Raw genomic sequence first — 18387 nt, 5'->3', positions numbered from 1 at the left:
GACAAAAGTTTTGACAAAAATACCATTTTAGTGGGATTAGAATGTGATTTTTAAAATTGAGAAAGGAATTGAATGGATAATCTGTTTTTAGAGCTGAATTTTAAAGAAGACTTTAAAGAACCTATTTTTCAAAAAGAAGTAAAAATCTTGCCTGTGGGAGAAGAGGTTGTAGGGGCTGATGGGCGATGTTTTGAAATCAAGGGGGAAGAGGTCTATGGAGGGCTCAAAACATCTCCAGCTGATTTGATGTTGGATCTAAACCATCAATATGAGGGTGAGGCAATGGGATGGTTTAAAAATCCAATCTTAAAAGAAGATGGTATTTATGCAGACTTAGAGCTTACGCCTAAGGGGAGTGAACTTGTTAAAAATAAAGCTTATCGTTATCTATCCCCTGCTTTTAGGGCTATCAAAGATGAGGGTAAGCTAGTGGTCAAAAGCCTGCATTCAATCGGGCTAGTCAATCTCCCTAATCTTAGCGGCTTGGCATTGAACAATCAATTTGAAACTCTTCAATCAAATAATGAAAGGATACAAATGGAAAATGAACTTAAAGGTGCACTTGAAAAACTAGAAGCTTTGAGCAAAGATATAAGTGAGCTTAAAACTCAAAATCAAACCCTTAGAAATGAAAATGAAAAACTACTTCAAGAGAGGGCAATGCTAGAGAAAAATCATCAAATCCAAAGGATAGAACAAGCGATTGCTAATAAAGAATTATTGCCATCAAGAAAAGAAGAGCTTTTAGAGCTAAATGCTGAAACGTTAGATAAGTTTTTAGAGATATATAAGATCGAAGCTAAAAATGCTATTTCTGATTCTAGTCTTCAAACTAGCAATATGGAAGAAAATAAAAATTTCCAATCAGAGTTAAGCTTAGAAATCAAGCGACAGCTTGGAATCAATCAATAAGAATTAAGGAAGGTAAAAATGAAATTAGACGCACAAACGATTGCAGAAGTAAGCATACAGCTTTCAGCACTTTTTAATAACGCATTGGAAGCTAAAACTGGGGATTATCAAAAAATCGCTATGGAGGTAAAAGCTAATACTATTAGCGTGGATTATCGCTGGCTTGCAGCACTTCCATCAATGAGAGAATGGGTAGGTGATAGGGTTCTTAAACAGATTGAGGGGTATAAATATCTGATCTCTAAGAAGAATTTCGAAAGCACTATTACTGTAGATAGGGATGTCATCGCTTATGATTCGCTTGGCATCGTAGCTGTTCAGATTAAAAATATGGCTGAGCTTGCACTTGGGCATTATGATGATTTGGTGTTCTCACTGCTTGAGGCTAATGGGGTTTGCTATGATGGGCAAAACTTCTTTTCGGATAGCCATATGATAGGAACAAAAAAATTTACCAATATTTCAAATAAGGCTTTAAGTCAAGCTTCTTTTATGCAAGCACGTTCTGAAATGAGAGGAGTTGTCAATGAAGAGGGCAAACCTTTAAGGATTACGCCATCTTTATTGGTCGTGCCACCTGAGCTTGAATATGTAGGGATTGAGATACTTAATAAGCAAACGCTTAAAAATGGCGAAACTAATATGACTTATGGAATGGGAGAGCTTTATGTCTGTCCTTTCCTTAATGATCCTAAAGCTTGGTATCTCTTTGATACGACTAAAACTATCAAGCCTTTTGTCTTGCAAAAAAATAAAGAAGTAGAATTTAGTGCGTTGGATAAACCAGATTCTGAAGCAAACTTTATGAGGAGAGAGCTGCGTTATGGTATCGATACTGAAGATAATGCAGGCTATGGATTGTGGCAGCAAGCTTTTAAATCAGATGGCAGTAGTATCTAAGGAGGAGAAATATGAATAATAGAGAACAAGCTAGAAGCTTAAGACAAGATTTGAATAAAGATAAAGAAGCTTTAGAGTTGCAAAAGGTTAAAAACACTTCTAAAATCTTAGAAACATTACAAAACCTTACAATCAATATTGATGAGATAAAGGCTAGATTAGGCAAGATAGAAGAAAAACAAGCATTCAATGAGGAAGCTAAAGAGATTAAAAAGTCTCCTCAAGGCAGATAATGCAAGAGGAGTCTATTAAAGAACCAAACTTTACTCATCCATTATTAAATGAATTATTAGAGCGGGCTAAGGGGGCTTTGGATAATGAGGGAGAGGTCAATGAAGCTTTAGCTTTCAAAGCACTTAAAGATATGGATGAAGCAGTAGGGGATAAAAAGGTAGCAGATTATATCAAGCTAGATTTTGCTTATGCAAGGCTTAAGCTTTATCTAAAGATTGGGTTGAATGGGGAAGATGAAATGCTTTTAAACAAAGCTTTAAAAGTGATTGAAAAAGCTCCTTATATAGATGATGAAGGATTGAAAAGCTCTAAAAAACTTTTGGTTTTACAAAGGAAGGATTTTTTATGAAGATAGCTTATTTAATCCATTGCCTTAGAGAACTCTTTTTTGATTTTATCCCTTTGAGTTCAGAAACTATCAAAGGGAGGGGTAAGTACTTTGTATTTGAAGGATTGTCTAAAGGAGAAAATAGAAGCTTAGAGGGGAGCTTTAAGCTATTGATTGCTTTTAATACATTGGATAAGGATATGAATGCAGGATTAGAAGCTAGTGATGAGTGTGTATTGAAAATATTTGAAAACCAAGCACTCAATAAGCAAACACGGATGATTTTTGAGGGGTTGAGACTAAATGCTATTAATGAGGGCTTATTTGTTTATGAAATATCTATCAAACTTAAGGTGGCTTTATGAAGAGTGAGGCTATCTCTAAGGCTATGAGTTTGATTAAGATTCATGAGGGCTTTAAGCCTAAACCTTACTTGGATACAAAAGGTATTTTAACGATTGGTTATGGGAGGAATTTGAAAGTATTTCCATTATCAGATGAAGAGAAAAGAAGTTTGGATTTAAATCATCAAGAATATAGTGAAGATTTGGCTAGTGATTGGCTAGCTAGTAGAGTAGAAGAGCTTTATGGCAATCTATCTAAATTTGGCTGGTTTAATCATCTTGATTCTCAAAGACAGGCTGTGCTTTTAGATATGGCTTACAATTTAGGTATCAAGAAACTTATAGGGTTTAAAAAAATGATCCAAGCCCTTAAAGTTCATGACTATAAATTAGCAGCCAAAGAGATGAGGGATTCTGATTGGTTTATTCAAGTTAAACACAGAGCCTTAAGGCTTAGTGGGCTTATGGAAAAAGAAGATAGAGATGCTTGATTTATTGAGATTTAAAACCTTATTGATAAGTGTATTAGCCCTTATAGGACTCATTGGCGGGATAAGATTTTATATCCATCATAAAATAGATGATGGGATTAAGCAGGGATTAGAAATAGCTAAGCTTGAAGAAAAATTAGAGTATCAAAATCAATTTATTGCTTCAAAAGCTCTAAATATAGAAGCTTATAAAAAAGCTTTGCCTGAGATTGAAAAATCAATCATTAAGAAATACAAAAAGATTGAGATTGAAGATAAGGATTGCCAATCTCAACTAAAAGGGATAAAGGATGCATTGGATTTATTCTATAACCCTCCTGATTCTACTTGAGGGCTGTAGCTACCCTATATATCAGAAGGTATTAGTCCCTACTAAGTGTGGGATTGAGCTTAGAGAAAAACCAGCTAGGAGCGGGGATGTGACTAAAGATATACAAAGGTTGTTGGGCTATATGGAGCTATTAGAGGAGGACTTAAGGTTTTGTATCAAAGGTAGGGATAAGGATTAGGGCGTGGAAAAGGATTTGGTGATTTTGGGGATATCTATAAGGGAGTATCTTCCTTATTTTTTCATCTTGATTTTAGGGATATTTGTAGGCATTCTTTTTGTCTTAAGGACGATTAAAGAAGTTAGCATTGATACTAAGGCTAAGATGATTCAATATGTGATTTATGGAGTGGGGAGCTCTATGCTTACTACTTGGATTGCTTATGAAGTGCTTAATTATTATACAAATTTTCCATTATCCCTCTCTTCAGCTCTAGCAGGTGGCGTTGGCTTTATAGGGGCAGAAACTGCCTCAAGGCTTGTGATTTCATTTTTTGAAAAAAAATTTGGGACAAAAAAGGATTGATATGGACAAGCAAAAAGAAAACTTATTTTTTAGTGGTGGTAGAGTAGATATTGAAATCTATAAAGAAGATGGGAGTTTGCAAAAACCTTTTAATTTAGGGTGTATTGAGCTTACTTTGAGTAGAGAAATCACAAAAGCTCAAGCTTTTAGCAGGGAAAATGGAGCCAAACAAAAAATAGCTGAAATCATCACTGATGAATCAATGACGCTTAAAATGAAGTGCAATGATTTTTCTGCACAAAATCTAGCTTTAGCCTTTGGAGCGAAGGTAGAAAGCTTAGTGATTAAAACAGGCGAGGACTTTCCATTTGGAGGGAAAGCTTTAAAAGATACGGCTTTATCTGTGCTTAAGGCAGGTAGTGTGGGGATCATCAAAGCTAAGATTACATTTTTGGGCAAACCTATTGCTGGCAAAAAAGTCGCAGCAGTGGTGTATGAGGCTAATATTTCTATGAGTGGAGATTTGAGCTTAATCAATGATGGGGATTTTGGAGTACTTGAGCTTGAGGGGAGTGCGAATGCTACGAGTGAGGGGTATTATACCCATTATATCGTAGAAGATGAATCGATAACTTTGGAAGCTATAGATAGAGCAAGTAAAGAAGCTAAAACTCCATCCGTTGCTAAAGATAGTGTAGGAGGTAAATGATGAGTAGCTTTGTTTATAAAATAAAAAGAAATTATGTAGAGTTTAGCTCTGAAGACAACCATACTTTTAGATACTACCAACCCAATCAAAAGCAAGTCTTAGAAATCTCTAGGGCATCTGGGCTAGAAGAAATACTTCAAGCTAATGAAAAACTCCTTAGAGAAAATCTAGAAATTTTAAAACTCGATAGCTTAGATTCTAATAAATTGCTTTCTGAAGAAGAAGCTAGAGTGATTAAAAATACCTTTATCAATGAGCTTTTAGAAAACTCTACTTTGGAAGATTTTTTTAATGCTATGAATGAAGAGTTTATCAAACAAAAAGAGATAAAAAGAAAAAACTAATCATCTGGGCAAAGCAACAAGGGTATTTATCTAAAGATAAAAACTCTGTTGTTTTAGCTCAGGAATTACAAGATATAGAAGAACTCATTATTGCGGGCTGTCTTTGCCTTTCTCAAAGGCTGCAAGGTGGAGGTATGGGGGTATGGAATGAGATAGATTATATAGTAGTGAAGGATTATTGTAAAAAATATGATTTGGATTGCATAGAGGTTTATGGGATATTAAAAGAGATGAATAGTGAAATAGAAAGGATTAGGAGTGAATAAGACTCTTAGATTTAGTCAGATTCAAAATATCAAGCTTTTAAATCAAAGCTTTAAAACTATTTTAAAGGGTTATAAAAGATTGTTTTTGAATGCTTTAAATGCTTTTTTTGATCTCTTGGTGTATTTTTTTATTTTTAGGATTGCTTGGGTCTTTGTCTGGATTCAAAGTAAGGTTAAATTCATATTCATCATTCCCCAAATCAGTTATCTTAGAGATTTCATAGCCTTTTTTAAGGTAAAGCTTAGTTTGTGGGAGGTTAAGGAATTGGGCTTTGGCAATTTTAAAGCCCAATTTTTCTTGTTTTTTTGTATATCTCCAATAAAAAATACTAAACAAAACTATCAAAAAGCCACTAATGGCATCGACTGGATAAAACATACTCATATCCTCCATCTCTTAGAGATATATAATTTAGGTAGATTATAATGGAAAAAAATGTCGCAGTCAAGATAAAAATCAATACAGAAACTAAAAATCTTGCTTCGCTCAATCAAACCTTAGTGCAAACACAAGAACATACAGAGATTGCGAATAAAGGGTTTCAAAAAATAAAACAACAATTAGATAGTTATGCCCATCCATTACAATCTATCAGTTTATGGTGGAAGGGTATTGATAAAACAATAGGTTTCCTTACAGAACCTATCAAAGAATCTATCCGTCTTAACTCTGTATTAGAACAACAAAAGCTTTCTTTGGCTTCTCTTGTAACGCTTAATCATCAAAATGTCGATTCATTAGGGCATTCTATAGATGCTACTACTAAATGGTCTCTTTCAATGCAAGAGGCAAATGAAGTCATCAAAGATATGACTAGAATCCATCAAAGTTCTATTTATGCAGTAGCAGATTTAACTGAAATGTTTAAATCATTTTATTCTACTGCGTCTGCTTCTATGGGCTTAAATGAAGCTAAGAAGGTTTTTGAGGGGATTGTGTATGCTGCTCAAGTTAGTGGGGCTAGTGTGGATTCTTTGAAAACCACACTAGATTCTTTGGGTAGTGGGGTAGCACAGACAGTGACTACATTTGGAAGATTTGTAGCTGCACAGGGATTGAGTACTGAGGCGATGAGTAAGGCTAAAAAAGAAGGTAATCTTTATAACCTAATGTTAGAAAAACTTGGAGTTTTTTCTTCTTTGGCTTCTAAATCTGCACTTACTTATGAGGCAGCACTTTCTTCTTTGCACACAGGTGTGGATGCACTCAAACAAGCTGCTCTTGCACCATATTTTCAATCCATTACTGAGGGTATTAAAAAAATTGGTGATTACTTAAATCATCATACTCAAGAGTTAGCAACTTATATTCAAGCTACCATAGAAGTAAGTAAACATATTGCTTTGTTTGCTTCAACATTTTTATTGGCTAAGCCTGCTATTGCTAGTGTGAATGCAATGCTTGCTTTAAGCAAGGCCTCGATTGCTTTGTTTAGCAATGGAATAGATGTGGCTAATATAAGCATAAAAGCCTTTACTCTTTCTTTAAGAGGGCTTAAAATAATGCTTTCTAGCTTTGGTGTGCCTGCTGTTTTATTTGCTATCTCTGAAGTCTTTTTAAACTGGAAAAATTCAACACAAGATACCCTCAATAATATTCAAAAAATTGATGATAAAACACTAGATTCTAAAATCCAAGTTGCTAAAAAGAATTATTTAGAACAAAAAAGGAAATATGAACAAAGGGATTATAGCTTTTCTGAGCGATTTTTTACTGCAGGGGAATCTCCGTTTGTAAGTGCCCAAAAAGAATACCAAAGGCTTTTGAATGAAAAAAGAAGGCGAGAAAATGAACTTAAAGTGCCAACTCTAAATAAGCTTATAAGCAATCCTAAAGCTATTGCCCAAGATATCAATGCCCTCAATAGCCTTAAGAGTGCTTATCTTGAACTTTCACAAATAGGCTTAAATGAATACCAAAAAGAAAGCTTAGCAATCGCACTTAAAACACAAGGCTGGATTGATAGTGGTATGAAACTAAATGATGCCCTCAAAGCCCAAAGTATCTTGGTAGATGAACTCGATTCAAAATATCAATCTTTAAGCCTTAAGAATTATTTTGAAAATAAATATGCTATTGAAAGTAAAAATATCGAAGCAATGGATGAGGGATTGAATAAAAATATTGCTTTAGAGAACTTGAGGTTTGAACAAACTATCAATAATCTTAATCTTGAAATAAACAAAAAGCTTAAAAATCAAGAGATTAGTATAGCTGGGGCAAAAGAACTCTATAGCGTAGAAACCAAATTGCATGATAAAAAAATCAAAGACCTCAAAGAAGTAGCCATTAAGACAAATGCTTTTTATAGTGATTGGACATCAAATTTGAATTCTGCTTTAAATGAGCAGTTTTTCAATGCCCTTAGTGGTAGATTTAGAGATATGAGTTCTTGGATAAATGATTTGGGTACTTCATTATCTACTGCCCTCACTCAAGCTTTTAGTAGAAGCTTGGTTGGGGCAATGATTGATTCGAGTATAGGTGAGGCATTTTCTAAGATGATTGCAGGGAGCTTTGATAAGGTATTTGGGGATGGAGAGCTTTTTGAAAAATATGGGCAGGATTTTGGAAAAAGTGCAGGCGATAAATTGGGTATGGCTCTAGCAGGTGCGATTATAGGCATTGCTGCTAGTGGGATATTTAGCAGCTTATTTGCTGATAAATCCAACCCTCAAGCTAAAAAGGATATGCAAATAGGCGGAATAATAGGGGCTGGTCTTGGAGCTGGGATTGGGACTTTTGTCCCTGTTTTGGGTCCTGTGCTTGGGGGTATTATTGGTGGGATTGGGGGGAGTTTATTATCAGGATTTAAGACATATACAGAAAAAACATCTAAGCAAAGTATAGAGTTATTTGGCACTGCTACTAAGGATGTTATCAAAGCTAGCGAACGCACTGATTGGCATGAGGTCAAAAAAAATGGCTTTGGGATGGAGTTAGGCACAAAAGATTGGGTGGAATACCAGCAGGCTAATACTCAAGCATTGAGGGCTGTGAGGGATAATCTAAGGACTTTTGGATATTTACTCCAAGATATCACTGGTAGTACAAAAGAGCTTAGTATCCAAGCAGGTATTTATGCTGATTATGCGAGCTTGAATAATGAAGGTATCAAAGAATTTATCTCTACTTTTGTTGATGATAAGAGCAAACGACATTATACAGGAGAGTGGGGACTTTATATTTTTGATGGCTATTCTCATAGTTTAGATGATTTTTTAAAAGACCTTGCAAACCAATACAAGTTAGATGAAGATGCCCTACAAAAAGTAAAAACATCTGCCAAAGTCACTTATAGTGCTAAAACAGAAGGGTTTTATAAAATCTGGTCTGATTATGCGGCTTCTAACTCTAAGGATACTGCCTTAGCTATCAAAGAAACTTTAGGCAAATATATTAGCTCTGGGGAGAAATTTCAAAGTTGGTTGTTTGGCTTTAAGGGTGATGATATTGCTACGCTTGCTTATCAAAAACAATTATCTGATAAGAACATCCAAAGGATTGAAGAAAGCTTAGGAATAGGGGGCATTAACATTGATAATTACTTGCAGTATAGAGAAAAAGCTATTAAGAAAAGTTTTGATCCTAACACTATCAATACAATCAATGACTTAGGGGAGGCTTTAAAAAACGGTGCAGAAGCTTCTAAAAAATATGAAGAAGCCCTAAAAAATGAGAGTAAAACCAAACTCAAAATGATTGATCCGTATTTAAAGAAAACTAGAATGCTAAATGAGCTTAGTGAAGAAAATACCAATACTTCTGAAAAATTGGGATTAGAGACTTTAAAGACGCTTAAAAACTTATTATCTTCTTTTCAAGAAATGGCAAATACTTTGAGTTTACAGCAACCTGTTTTCAAGACCCAAGGGGTGGTGTGATGAAGATTTTAAGACGTTCAGATATTATCATCATCTCAAGTAACCTTAGTGATGATACTCCATTGTATGAACAAGGAAAAACCTATGTTAAAGGAGAAATCATCCAAAATAATCATACTCGCTATAAAAGTATGCTAGATAATAACACTGAGCCATTAGATAAAGAGGCTTACTGGCAAAATTTGGGGGCTAGTAATGACTATGCTGCGTTTGATTTTTTTGTCAATACGCAGGCTAGAAGAGAGCAAAATATTGAACTTGTCATCACTGCAGAGGAAACTAAGGCTTTATATCTGGCTAATTTGTGGGGGGAGAGGCTAAAGATAGAGGTTATCAATACTAAGAACACTAAAGAAATAGAAATCTTAGAGAGTGTGGAATATCAACTTTATGGAGGAGATATTTTTGATTGGAGGGAATATTTTTTTGGTAATTGGAGTAATCGAAGGCAAAAAGATATTTATTTTGAACGCAGTACTGCTCATAGGGCAGTTAGTTTTAAAATCACATTAAATGCTGCTAATGATATTGCCAAAATTGGGCATATTGTTTGTGGGAATGTTGAAGAATTGGGTATTAGTCTTTATAAAAATACAATTTCTGCGATTGATTTTTCAAAAATACAAACAGATGAAGAGGGCAATACAAGCCTTATGAAGGGTAATTATAAAAAGACTAATTCTTTTGATGTGGCTATCCCTATATCATCAATGGATTTGTGTATCAATGCTTTTATTGAGCTTAGAGGTGAGCCTTGTGTCTTTGTGATCACACAAAATTACAAAAGCCTCATTAACTTTGGCATTTTGAAAAAATGGGAGGTATTGTTGGAAAAAAGGAATATGGCGATTGCTAGCTTAGAGCTAGAGGGGTTAGTGTGATTGGTGATAAAAATTTTTTAAGGAGTCATTATGGTTGAGATAAAAATAACGCCACTGCCTATACCACCTACGACAAAAGATGTGGCAAGTTTTGCTAGGAGGGCTGATGAATTTGTAGAAAGCTTGCCTAAGTTTCAAAAAGAACTTAATGCTTTGGGTGAGAGTTTAGAGCAAAAGACTTTAAAATTTAAAAGTGAACTATATGTAAAGAATGAAGAGTTAAAAGAAGAGCTTAAAGCTTCTACTTTAGAGGCTATAGATAGTGTTGAGCAAAAAATAAAAGAAGTTCGTATTGATGAGCTAATAAAAGCATATGATGAAGCTAAAAATGGAGGGATAGAAGCGATTGTTTTTGAAACTAAAACTTCAAAAGAAGAGCTTTTAGAATCTAAAAAAGAAATCATTGAAGAAATACAAGCACAACAAGAAAATCCCAAAGATAAGGAATGGAAGATATTAAGTGAGCTAAATGATTATGTAATGGAAGAAATCACTTTTTATCAAAACACCCAAACCCAAAAACAACAAATTGGGAGGAAAGATTATTTTTATCGTAATTGCTTGCCTAAAACACACGTTAGTTTAGGAAAAATGCTTGATATTTCTGATTATTTATTGCTTTGGTTTTATGCAGAAGGAATTAGAGTAGATTTGCTAAATAATAAGTTTGTCTTGCCCTCAAGTGGGTTTTATTCTAAAGGGACTTCAAATATGGAGGAAGTAGGTAAATTTACAGAAAGTGGTTTGCCTGATATTGAAGGGAGGGAATTTAATGATAGCAATGCTTTAGGTAGTCTTAGTGGTGCATTTTATAATATGGGTGCTGTAGGTAGAGGCTATGCTAATAGTTCTTCAGCACCAGGATATAACATAGGCTTTAAGGCATCAGTGAGTAATCCTATCTATGGAAGGGCTAATGATGTAGAAGTCAATCATATTAGCTATCTTGAGGGGATTTATGCTGGGCAACCATTAGAGGAAAATAAAATCAATCAAATCAAAGATGAGGTAAGGAGGTTGAGAGAAGAAAACTTAGTGGAGTTGGGTTTGTGATTTTAAAAGCTATTAAGGTTTTTCTTTCAAAGGGGATAAGGGGGCTTGAATTGTAAAGTGCACCCTTATCCCCTTAAACCCCCAAACCCCCTAAAATGCTTGAAGAGGAAGAGAATATCTTAAACTCGGGTTGATGATAAAGCGAAGCTTTAGAATAACCCTGACTTTAGGAATGTAGCAAGATTTTATATCTTGCGTAATGGTCTTAGATTTAGGCTTTGTCTAAATCCAGATAAATCAATATATAAAGGAGAAAAGATGAATGAATCTGAAATATTAAATAAACTCGAAGAACTCAAAGCAATCAAACAAAGAGAAATCAAAGAAGATGCTAAAGTTTTAGAGGTTTATGCAAATACCTTAAAAGGGGATTTGAATGCTTTGGCACAATCTTTGAAATTAGGCATAGCAAAGAAACAAATCCGATTGCTAAAAAATGTCAATGCTTATAGGGGCATTATGTATCAAGAAGTCTATATAGGCATAAATGATGAAATTATCTTGTATGGAGATGTGTATATTTCAGGTGGGGTTGACATCAATACCACAGGCTCAGGTCGCACACCTATAGCTTGGGGTTTTAGCCGTTTGGCTATCCCAAAGGGTATAGAAATCAAAGATGTAGTAGGAGGGCATGCTAATTTCTATGCTATAGAAAAAGACTCTAATGCTATGTGGGTGTGGGGGAATAATTCTCAAGGATGTTTAGGACTAGGTCATAACTCTGTAGTACCCATACCTCAGAAGGTAAGCTTTAGGGCTAAAATCAAACAAGTTTGTTCAAAAAGCTATACCTCTAGCTTGCAGTTTTGCACTATTTTATTAGAAGATGGAACGGTATGGAGCTGTGGGAGGAATACAGAAGGGGAGCTTGGCATTGGCAATACAATAGATTCTAATCGTTTTGTACGGATAAATTCTTTGGCAAATATCACAGAGATATTTGGTGGAAATAATGTAGTGAGTGGTATTTTTGCACTTGATGATAAAGGTAATCTTTGGGCTTGGGGGTGGAATGGGAATGGATGTTTGGGAATGGGTAAAACTACAAATGTTTTGAGTCCTGAACTCCACCCACTCAAAAATGTCTCTAAAGTCTATCATTATACAAGGGATACAAGTGGCTGGAAAGGTTCGAGCTTTTTTGTTTCAAATAATAAATTTTATGGCTGTGGGTATAACGCACAATCTCAACTATCGCAAAATGATTTGTTGGATAAAACTTCTTGTGTAGAGATATTTAATGGATTGAATGAAAAAGATATGTTTATAGGTGGGGCTGGTTTGTCAACTTGTCTTTACTTAAACAAAGAAGGTAATGTATGGTCTTGGGGATATGGGGATTATGGCTTTGGTGATAGACGCATTGGCAATAACTTAAAAAAGAATCTCAATTTAAGTGTGAAGTTTAAATCCATAGCCTCACAAGCTTATGGTTACCCTGCTTTTTATGCTCAAGATTTTAATGATGGGCTTTGGAGTTTTGGTTATAACAATAATGCTTTAGGATTAGGGCATAACAATAATGTGAGGGATTGGAGTAAGCTTATCACACCTAATAATATCATTGATTATTTCCCTGTTTCTTGGTATGAGGCTGAGAGGGTATTGATAGCTACAGATGGAGAGCGGTTGTATGCGTGTGGGACTAGCTACAATGGTAACCTCAATTATTCAACCAATATCTTACAACCTCAAATATTGCCATTAGGAGAAAATTGAGCAAAACATCTGAAATTGGCTTGATATGTGCGTAGCACGGAATAACCCTAAACTTTAGGAATGAATACGGATTTATTCCGTTCCATATAAATCAAATAATAAAGGAAACAACAATGAAAACTTACAAATTAAGTATAGATAAGATTGATGAGGTCAAAGGGGAATTCAAAACTCTTTATAACAATGGAATTTTTATCTATGTACAACCCTTAGAAGATATAGAACTAAATGAGCCTTTTATCCAAGAAGACTTACCAAAAGAATATGAAGAAAAAAGACAAGAATTGCTTGGTTATGAAAGGATTAGAAAGACTACACAATTCAATAGTATTTGTGATAAATATTTAGAAAACTTTCAATCCTCTGCCTTAGGGAGTGCTTATATCTATGATATGGCACAAGAAGACCAAATCAATTTGATGGGATTAGTGATAGCTGGGATTGATAGCTTTTTTAGGTGTGAATCTAAAGACAATCCAAAAGGCAAACAAAACATCCCTCATACCAAAGAACAATTAAAACAAGTCTATTTTGATGGACTCAAAGCTAAGAGTGAAATCATCTATATTTGTGGTGTACTCAAAGAATATCTTAAGACGCTTGATGATGTAGATTCTATCAGGAGGCTTAAATGGGAGGATTATGAGTGGATAAAAGAGAAGGTGGGATGATGGCAGATATAAAATCTTTAAACTCATCACTAAAAGCTGAAATATTTTGGGAGCATAAAGATGGTATGCGAGTAAGACTTTTAGAATCTATTGTTTATCAAAGCAAATCAGGAAGTCTTATTATCGTGCCAAAAGATTATGTTAGTGATGGAGGTAGTATTCCTAAGATATTTTGGTTTGTTTTATCACCCTTTGAGAATTATGCTAAGTCTTGCATATTACATGATTATCTTTGTGATGCATTTCATAAGGGGTCTATAAAGAGAAAAACTTGTGATGAGATTTTTTTAGAATCAATGGAATTTTTAAATATTAAAAAAAGCACACGTTTGACATTGTATTACGCTGTGAGGCTTTATGCGTTTATAAAAAAGTTTAAATAAAAAGGAGTAAAAATGCCTTATGAACAAAAACCTTTATTTTTACCAACAACTCTTAAAGCACCTTTTTGTTGGGTAGGTGGTAAGAGTAAATTAGCTAAAACTATTGTAGAGATGATACCAGAGCATGCTTGTTATGTAGAAGTCTTTGGCGGGAGCTTGAGTGTTCTTTATGCTAAGCCAAAAAATCAAGGGTCATTATAAAAAATATGTGGAAGTGGTTAATGATATTAATGGGGATTTGATAAATCTACATAGAATCATACAAACACGCCCTGAGAGCTTTAGGAATGTATTGAATCATATGTTGTGTTCTAGAGAACTTTTTGAAGGGGTAAAAAATGGGATTTTAAAACCTAGAAATGATATTGAAAGGGCAGCATATTATTATTTCACTATTGCGATGAGTTTTGGTGGCAAAGGAGATCACTTTGCAATGTGCAAGAAAAGAAAACCTAAAAATATTTTTAGGAGCTATGATATTTATAGCCAACGTCTTAGGGGTGTATGTATTGAAAATATGGATTTTAGAAGACTCATTAAAGAATATGATAACAAAGATACATTTTTTTATGCTGACCATCCTTATGTAGGGACAGAATCATATTATAAAAACACAGAGGGCTTTGGGGTTAAAGAACATCAAGAATTATATACATTACTTTCTAACATTAAGGGAAAATTTATATTGAGTTATAATGATTGTGAATTTATCAGAGGACTTTATAAGGATTTTAAAATAGAAAGTGTTGAAGTTAGGTATACGCTAAATCAAATGCACTCAAGAAAAAATAATGAGCTATTGATTTTTAATTTTTAAAAGCTATTGAATTTGCCAGATAAAATCTAAGTAGATATATTCACTTTGATTTTAAGCTGCAAATCACTTAGATTTTATCTGGCGTTTTACAGGAGTGTTAACAAAACCTTATCTTATATCCCAATCAAAGCAGGTTTGGATGTCAAATACCTTTGGGATTTTTTAGAAAAAGGCAGGCATACACTTGGACTCAATGTAGGAGTTGGTTATCAGGCAGATTGGTATTTAAATGGAAAATTAGGTTCTTCAAATCTTGAGACTATTTTTGCCGATGGAATTTATCCTGTCATAGGACTGCATTATTATTATAAACATCATCAGTTTGAATTGATGTATCGATTTGGGGGAATATTTGCTAATTCTGGGTACAAAAGGACAAACTCTTTTCAATATGTAGATATAGATAATAGTTCGCGCACTATTGATCAAAATACTCTTTATCATCAATCTTATCTAACTTTCAACTATGCTTATCGATTTTGATCTTTGAATCATGCTTCAATTCATACCTTTTTGATTTCTGGTTTTCCGGAAACTTTGCTTATCTTACCCTAAAAATTAAAATGCCAAATTTATGGATTTATTTTTTTAAAAATATGCTAGCATTTTTTAGGATTAAGACAAAGTAATAAAAACGAAAATATTTGTTTAAGAAGCAAAAGACATAAATATGAAATATTTATCCTATTTTTAAGTCAAAATCAATACAGAAAAATTTATTTGATATTTTAAAGGAATCTCTATGATAAAATCATTTATAAAACCTTTTTTTATTGTAAGTTGCTTGCTCCTTTTTTCGCCTTACAGTAATGCAATTACACCTGTTCAGGAAGTTCATGACAGCAGTGCAAATGCCACTGCCGCCCTCACTGCTTCAAGAATGGCTGACAGTATTAACAAAGCTACAACTATGATAAAGCAATACACACAAATGATAGAAAAAGCCAAAGAGCAATTAAACGAACTTAATAAAATCAATGACATGATGAACAGTGTGAATACCTTTTTAAATACTTCCACGCTTAATATTGCCGATCCAAGAGATCTTATCAAACAGGCAAAGGCAATCCAACAAAGAATGGAAAACAATTCTAAAAGACTCTTAAATACTATTAATAATTATAAAATCAGAGATCATCTTGCTAAAAGAAAACTCAATAAAGCTTGTCCTTGGCTTAGTTACAGTGCTATAGCACCTAAACAAAAAGAAATTCCATATTCAAAAACTGGTAAAGAATCCGAAGAAATCAAAGCTATAAAGGATTTAGGTAATGCTTTAAGCGATAATATTGTTACCAATTCGCAATCTGTAGCCGGAACTTTAAGCGGAAGAGCCATGGGACTAGAATTTTGTGCACAAGCAAGCTTAATAGAGCATGAAATCAAACAACACGAATATGCAATGAAACTCAAGCAATACCTGTTGCAAAAAGATTTTGACTCTTATGCACAGACAAAAAAAGAATGGGAGCAAATTGAAGAAGAATATAAAAAGGATATGAGATTTTTGCAAGCTGAACAGGTCGATCCGCTATTGAATCGTGCCAAACAGATGATGGAAACACTCGGAGTGAGCGATAAAACCTACAATAAAGGTGATAAGGTTTATTGCGAAGAAGGCAAAAACGATAAAGAAGAGTTTTGTTATCCTGAATTTTATAATACACAACGCCTTAATGATGAGTTTAACGAACTGCAAGATGAACTGGTAAGAAAACTGCAAATTGCAGGAACCAATAAGCAGGCTCAAGCAAATGCTTATGCAGACATCAAACAAAAACAAGACATGCTCTTACTCTCTTATATCAAAGACATAGCCGATAATCTAAGCTTTATGAACGAAACCGTTTCATTGATGAGTAACCTAGTGGCAAGAGATTATAAATACCGATACGGAGAAGATGACTATAATATCTTTAAAGATAAAATCGATAAAAAAACAGAAGAAATCAATCAAGACTTTATAAATGAGACTGCCAAAGATTTTAAATCACTCAAAGATTACAATGCAAAACTCGATAAATTCGGCTTTCCTATCCTTACTTTTGTATCAAATCAAAAGGATTGATTTTAATCCTGACTTATAACTAAATCTGCAAAAAAATAAATTTTATCTCCTCAAAATTGAGGAGAACTTCTTGATGCCTTGCAATAGAATATTTTATACAAGAAAAAGATCTTAAAAATACATTCTTTATTAAATTCTTAAAAGCTTGAATCCTGATTTATATAAGGGAGAAAAAGTCTAACAAAGTGCATTATTTAAGATGTTTTATGTTGTTATGAGAGGTATAATTTTCCTAATTAAAGATCAAAGATTAGGAGTTAATTATGAATATACAAGAATTGGATTTAGGTTTTAGTCTTAATGATGTTGTCTGTGGTTTTATGAATGATTTTTTCAAAAAAATGCTTTTAGGAATATGAGGAGTTTATATGACAAGCAAAGAAAAAAGAGTTTATAAAATAGAACTCAAACGTTTTATGGACATGCAAACCGTGTCCTATTTGGATCAATATCTGGAGTTAAAGCAAGCCATATTTGATTATTGGTATTACGGCAGTGGTATTGACACAATCAAAGACTTGTTTTATGCCGATGAAAAATGCAACCGTATCAGTGAATTTTTTATGAACAAATTTGTAGTCTATGAAAACATTACAGAAGCAGAATATGTATGGGAAGAAGAAATAGCAACTATCAAGAAAAATCTGAACTGCATAAATGTATTTGATAAGGAAGTTTTTAATGAATATAAAAATATTATTCAATGAGTGTTTATATTGACAAAGGGATACTCTTTTGAGTAGGATTTCGATATTAATAATAGCAATTTTAATATCTATTATTAAAATAAAATCAAGGAAAATGAATGAAAAAAAATCTCTTACTTGTGTCTTTAATAATGATTTTTTCAGCTTTACTAAATGCACATGGTATTTGGACTGCTATGCGTTCTGATGAAATACAAATTGTTTATGGAGAGGGTCCTTGGGATAATCAATTTGATGCTCAAACTCTTCAATATGTCAAAGGTTATGACAAGAATCAAAAAGAGAAAAAGGTTAAAATCCAACCTCATGATAGTAATGTGGCATTGATTCCTGATGATTCGGTAGAAATATTGGCTGCGTATGCTATGTCCTATTGGTCTGAAGATGGGGATGGTAAATGGGTAAAAAAACCTAAAAATGAAGTCCCAAATGCAAAAAAATCAATGTTAGCCAAGCAGTATAATATTGGTTATATCAATCAAAAAAAGATGTTGAAAAAAGCCAATGAAATGATTCTCATTAAAAAGCCAAAAGCCAACAAAGATATTCAACTTGAAATATTACCAACAGTTGATCCTAGAGGACTGAAACAAGGTGATGAATTAAAAGTGCAGGTAATAAAAGATGGAAAACCTTTTCCTGATGCTATTGTTGTGCCTGATGTTGTTGGTGATGCATCAGTTCAGATTAAAACTGATAAAAATGGTTTTGCGACTTTTAAAATCAGGAATGCAGGTTTAAATGTTGTAGCAACTTGGAGTATTGATCCTGCTAAAAATACTACAAAGTCTGATAAAGATACTATTTTTAGCACATTATCATTTACATTATTCAAAAAAGATAAATGAGTTATGACTGTATGATGACCATACAGTTGT

Annotated in this window: 24 protein-coding genes; 23 read left to right on the top strand and 1 reads right to left on the bottom strand. The window is 33.7% G+C overall.

Features of this window, described 5'->3' with window-relative positions; translation table 11 throughout:
- Positions 1-72 precede the first annotated feature (72 nt).
- From BKH44_RS06200 to BKH44_RS08975, 11 genes are all read left to right on the top strand, one after another.
- On the top strand, positions 73-912 hold the full coding sequence (locus BKH44_RS06200; protein WP_095271311.1) for a phage protease: 840 nt from the start codon (positions 73-75) through the stop codon (positions 910-912).
- An 18-nt stretch (positions 913-930) separates the two neighbouring features.
- Positions 931-1812: a Mu-like prophage major head subunit gpT family protein gene (locus tag BKH44_RS06195; RefSeq protein WP_095271308.1), complete on the top strand. Its 882-nt coding sequence runs from the start codon at positions 931-933 to the stop codon at positions 1810-1812.
- 11 nt (positions 1813-1823) lie between these two features.
- Positions 1824-2045 (top strand): hypothetical protein, encoded by a 222-nt coding sequence (locus tag BKH44_RS06190; RefSeq protein ID WP_095271306.1) that lies wholly within the window; start codon positions 1824-1826, stop codon positions 2043-2045.
- Positions 2045-2395: a hypothetical protein gene (locus BKH44_RS06185; RefSeq protein WP_095271305.1), complete on the top strand. Its 351-nt coding sequence runs from the start codon at positions 2045-2047 to the stop codon at positions 2393-2395. The genes BKH44_RS06190 and BKH44_RS06185 overlap by 1 nt, the downstream gene beginning before the upstream one ends.
- A complete protein-coding gene (locus tag BKH44_RS06180; RefSeq protein WP_095271302.1) occupies positions 2392-2739 on the top strand; it encodes a hypothetical protein in 348 nt (115 codons plus the stop codon). Before BKH44_RS06185 ends, BKH44_RS06180 begins: the two co-directional genes overlap by 4 nt.
- Positions 2736-3209 carry a hypothetical protein gene (locus tag BKH44_RS06175; protein WP_095271300.1) on the top strand — a complete coding sequence of 158 codons (474 nt, stop codon included), beginning with the start codon at positions 2736-2738 and terminating at the stop codon, positions 3207-3209. Before BKH44_RS06180 ends, BKH44_RS06175 begins: the two co-directional genes overlap by 4 nt.
- Positions 3202-3540 (top strand): hypothetical protein, encoded by a 339-nt coding sequence (locus BKH44_RS06170; RefSeq protein WP_095271298.1) that lies wholly within the window; start codon positions 3202-3204, stop codon positions 3538-3540. The genes BKH44_RS06175 and BKH44_RS06170 overlap by 8 nt, the downstream gene beginning before the upstream one ends.
- A 181-nt stretch (positions 3541-3721) precedes the next feature.
- Positions 3722-4063 carry a phage holin family protein gene (locus BKH44_RS06160; protein WP_095271294.1) on the top strand — a complete coding sequence of 114 codons (342 nt, stop codon included), beginning with the start codon at positions 3722-3724 and terminating at the stop codon, positions 4061-4063.
- Between the two features lies 1 nt (position 4064).
- Positions 4065-4712 (top strand): hypothetical protein, encoded by a 648-nt coding sequence (locus tag BKH44_RS06155; RefSeq protein ID WP_143428314.1) that lies wholly within the window; start codon positions 4065-4067, stop codon positions 4710-4712.
- A complete protein-coding gene (locus BKH44_RS06150; protein WP_143428313.1) occupies positions 4712-5056 on the top strand; it encodes a hypothetical protein in 345 nt (114 codons plus the stop codon). The genes BKH44_RS06155 and BKH44_RS06150 overlap by 1 nt, the downstream gene beginning before the upstream one ends.
- 134 nt (positions 5057-5190) lie before the next feature.
- On the top strand, positions 5191-5322 hold the full coding sequence (locus BKH44_RS08975) for a hypothetical protein (protein WP_257842610.1): 132 nt from the start codon (positions 5191-5193) through the stop codon (positions 5320-5322).
- Between the two features lie 94 nt (positions 5323-5416).
- On the opposite strand, the gene BKH44_RS06145 is transcribed toward BKH44_RS08975, so the two are convergent.
- A complete protein-coding gene (locus tag BKH44_RS06145; protein ID WP_095271288.1) occupies positions 5417-5701 on the bottom strand; it encodes a hypothetical protein in 285 nt (94 codons plus the stop codon).
- Positions 5702-5748: 47 nt separating this feature from the next.
- Between BKH44_RS06145 and BKH44_RS06140 the strand changes: the two genes are divergently transcribed.
- The 12 genes from BKH44_RS06140 (at position 5749) to BKH44_RS06090 (ending at position 18357) form a co-directional block, all read left to right on the top strand.
- Positions 5749-9207 carry a hypothetical protein gene (locus tag BKH44_RS06140; RefSeq protein ID WP_095271285.1) on the top strand — a complete coding sequence of 1153 codons (3459 nt, stop codon included), beginning with the start codon at positions 5749-5751 and terminating at the stop codon, positions 9205-9207.
- Positions 9207-10088 carry a hypothetical protein gene (locus BKH44_RS06135; protein WP_095271282.1) on the top strand — a complete coding sequence of 294 codons (882 nt, stop codon included), beginning with the start codon at positions 9207-9209 and terminating at the stop codon, positions 10086-10088. The genes BKH44_RS06140 and BKH44_RS06135 overlap by 1 nt, the downstream gene beginning before the upstream one ends.
- A gap of 30 nt (positions 10089-10118) precedes the next feature.
- On the top strand, positions 10119-11141 hold the full coding sequence (locus BKH44_RS06130) for a hypothetical protein (protein WP_095271279.1): 1023 nt from the start codon (positions 10119-10121) through the stop codon (positions 11139-11141).
- Positions 11142-11399: 258 nt separating this feature from the next.
- A complete protein-coding gene (locus BKH44_RS06125) occupies positions 11400-12863 on the top strand; it encodes a hypothetical protein (RefSeq protein WP_095271276.1) in 1464 nt (487 codons plus the stop codon).
- A 113-nt stretch (positions 12864-12976) separates the two neighbouring features.
- A complete protein-coding gene (locus BKH44_RS06120) occupies positions 12977-13534 on the top strand; it encodes a hypothetical protein (RefSeq protein WP_095271274.1) in 558 nt (185 codons plus the stop codon).
- Positions 13510-13917, top strand: a complete 408-nt coding sequence (locus BKH44_RS06115) for a DUF1353 domain-containing protein (protein ID WP_095271271.1) — start codon at positions 13510-13512, stop codon at positions 13915-13917. The genes BKH44_RS06120 and BKH44_RS06115 overlap by 25 nt, the downstream gene beginning before the upstream one ends.
- 12 nt (positions 13918-13929) lie before the next feature.
- Positions 13930-14118 (top strand): DNA adenine methylase, encoded by a 189-nt coding sequence (locus BKH44_RS09020; RefSeq protein ID WP_343217636.1) that lies wholly within the window; start codon positions 13930-13932, stop codon positions 14116-14118.
- Positions 14087-14734, top strand: a complete 648-nt coding sequence (locus tag BKH44_RS06110) for a DNA adenine methylase (RefSeq protein WP_343217638.1) — start codon at positions 14087-14089, stop codon at positions 14732-14734. Before BKH44_RS09020 ends, BKH44_RS06110 begins: the two co-directional genes overlap by 32 nt.
- A gap of 135 nt (positions 14735-14869) precedes the next feature.
- On the top strand, positions 14870-15217 hold the full coding sequence (locus BKH44_RS06105; RefSeq protein WP_095271268.1) for a hypothetical protein: 348 nt from the start codon (positions 14870-14872) through the stop codon (positions 15215-15217).
- Positions 15218-15476: 259 nt separating this feature from the next.
- Entirely contained in the window at positions 15477-16802 is a 1326-nt protein-coding gene (locus tag BKH44_RS06100; RefSeq protein ID WP_095271265.1) for a hypothetical protein, read from the top strand.
- Positions 16803-17170: 368 nt separating this feature from the next.
- Positions 17171-17509 (top strand): hypothetical protein, encoded by a 339-nt coding sequence (locus BKH44_RS06095; RefSeq protein ID WP_095271263.1) that lies wholly within the window; start codon positions 17171-17173, stop codon positions 17507-17509.
- A 98-nt stretch (positions 17510-17607) separates the two neighbouring features.
- The gene (locus tag BKH44_RS06090) at positions 17608-18357 is read left to right on the top strand and encodes a DUF4198 domain-containing protein (protein WP_095271260.1); all 750 of its coding nucleotides are present in this window, start codon (positions 17608-17610) and stop codon (positions 18355-18357) included.
- Positions 18358-18387: the final 30 nt, after the last annotated feature.

Source organism: Helicobacter sp. 13S00477-4, from assembly GCF_002272785.1.
Taxonomy (GTDB): Bacteria; Campylobacterota; Campylobacteria; order Campylobacterales; family Helicobacteraceae; genus Helicobacter_J.
Note: the sequence above shows the minus strand (reverse complement) of the source record. Positions and strands in the feature narration are given on the sequence as shown.

Coding starts and splice junctions, on each gene's coding strand:
- BKH44_RS06145 (WP_095271288.1), bottom strand. CDS start 5,701: ATGTTTTATCCAGTCGATGCCATTAGTGGCTTTTTGATAGTTTTGTTT.
- BKH44_RS06150 (WP_143428313.1), top strand. CDS start 4,712: ATGAGTAGCTTTGTTTATAAAATAAAAAGAAATTATGTAGAGTTTAGC.
- BKH44_RS06140 (WP_095271285.1), top strand. CDS start 5,749: ATGGAAAAAAATGTCGCAGTCAAGATAAAAATCAATACAGAAACTAAA.
- BKH44_RS06095 (WP_095271263.1), top strand. CDS start 17,171: ATGACAAGCAAAGAAAAAAGAGTTTATAAAATAGAACTCAAACGTTTT.
- BKH44_RS06180 (WP_095271302.1), top strand. CDS start 2,392: ATGAAGATAGCTTATTTAATCCATTGCCTTAGAGAACTCTTTTTTGAT.
- BKH44_RS09020 (WP_343217636.1), top strand. CDS start 13,930: ATGCCTTATGAACAAAAACCTTTATTTTTACCAACAACTCTTAAAGCA.
- BKH44_RS06200 (WP_095271311.1), top strand. CDS start 73: ATGGATAATCTGTTTTTAGAGCTGAATTTTAAAGAAGACTTTAAAGAA.
- BKH44_RS06190 (WP_095271306.1), top strand. CDS start 1,824: ATGAATAATAGAGAACAAGCTAGAAGCTTAAGACAAGATTTGAATAAA.
- BKH44_RS06175 (WP_095271300.1), top strand. CDS start 2,736: ATGAAGAGTGAGGCTATCTCTAAGGCTATGAGTTTGATTAAGATTCAT.
- BKH44_RS06135 (WP_095271282.1), top strand. CDS start 9,207: ATGAAGATTTTAAGACGTTCAGATATTATCATCATCTCAAGTAACCTT.
- BKH44_RS06130 (WP_095271279.1), top strand. CDS start 10,119: ATGGTTGAGATAAAAATAACGCCACTGCCTATACCACCTACGACAAAA.
- BKH44_RS06185 (WP_095271305.1), top strand. CDS start 2,045: ATGCAAGAGGAGTCTATTAAAGAACCAAACTTTACTCATCCATTATTA.
- BKH44_RS08975 (WP_257842610.1), top strand. CDS start 5,191: ATGGGGGTATGGAATGAGATAGATTATATAGTAGTGAAGGATTATTGT.
- BKH44_RS06170 (WP_095271298.1), top strand. CDS start 3,202: ATGCTTGATTTATTGAGATTTAAAACCTTATTGATAAGTGTATTAGCC.
- BKH44_RS06120 (WP_095271274.1), top strand. CDS start 12,977: ATGAAAACTTACAAATTAAGTATAGATAAGATTGATGAGGTCAAAGGG.
- BKH44_RS06100 (WP_095271265.1), top strand. CDS start 15,477: ATGATAAAATCATTTATAAAACCTTTTTTTATTGTAAGTTGCTTGCTC.
- BKH44_RS06125 (WP_095271276.1), top strand. CDS start 11,400: ATGAATGAATCTGAAATATTAAATAAACTCGAAGAACTCAAAGCAATC.
- BKH44_RS06110 (WP_343217638.1), top strand. CDS start 14,087: ATGCTAAGCCAAAAAATCAAGGGTCATTATAAAAAATATGTGGAAGTG.
- BKH44_RS06155 (WP_143428314.1), top strand. CDS start 4,065: ATGGACAAGCAAAAAGAAAACTTATTTTTTAGTGGTGGTAGAGTAGAT.
- BKH44_RS06090 (WP_095271260.1), top strand. CDS start 17,608: ATGAAAAAAAATCTCTTACTTGTGTCTTTAATAATGATTTTTTCAGCT.
- BKH44_RS06195 (WP_095271308.1), top strand. CDS start 931: ATGAAATTAGACGCACAAACGATTGCAGAAGTAAGCATACAGCTTTCA.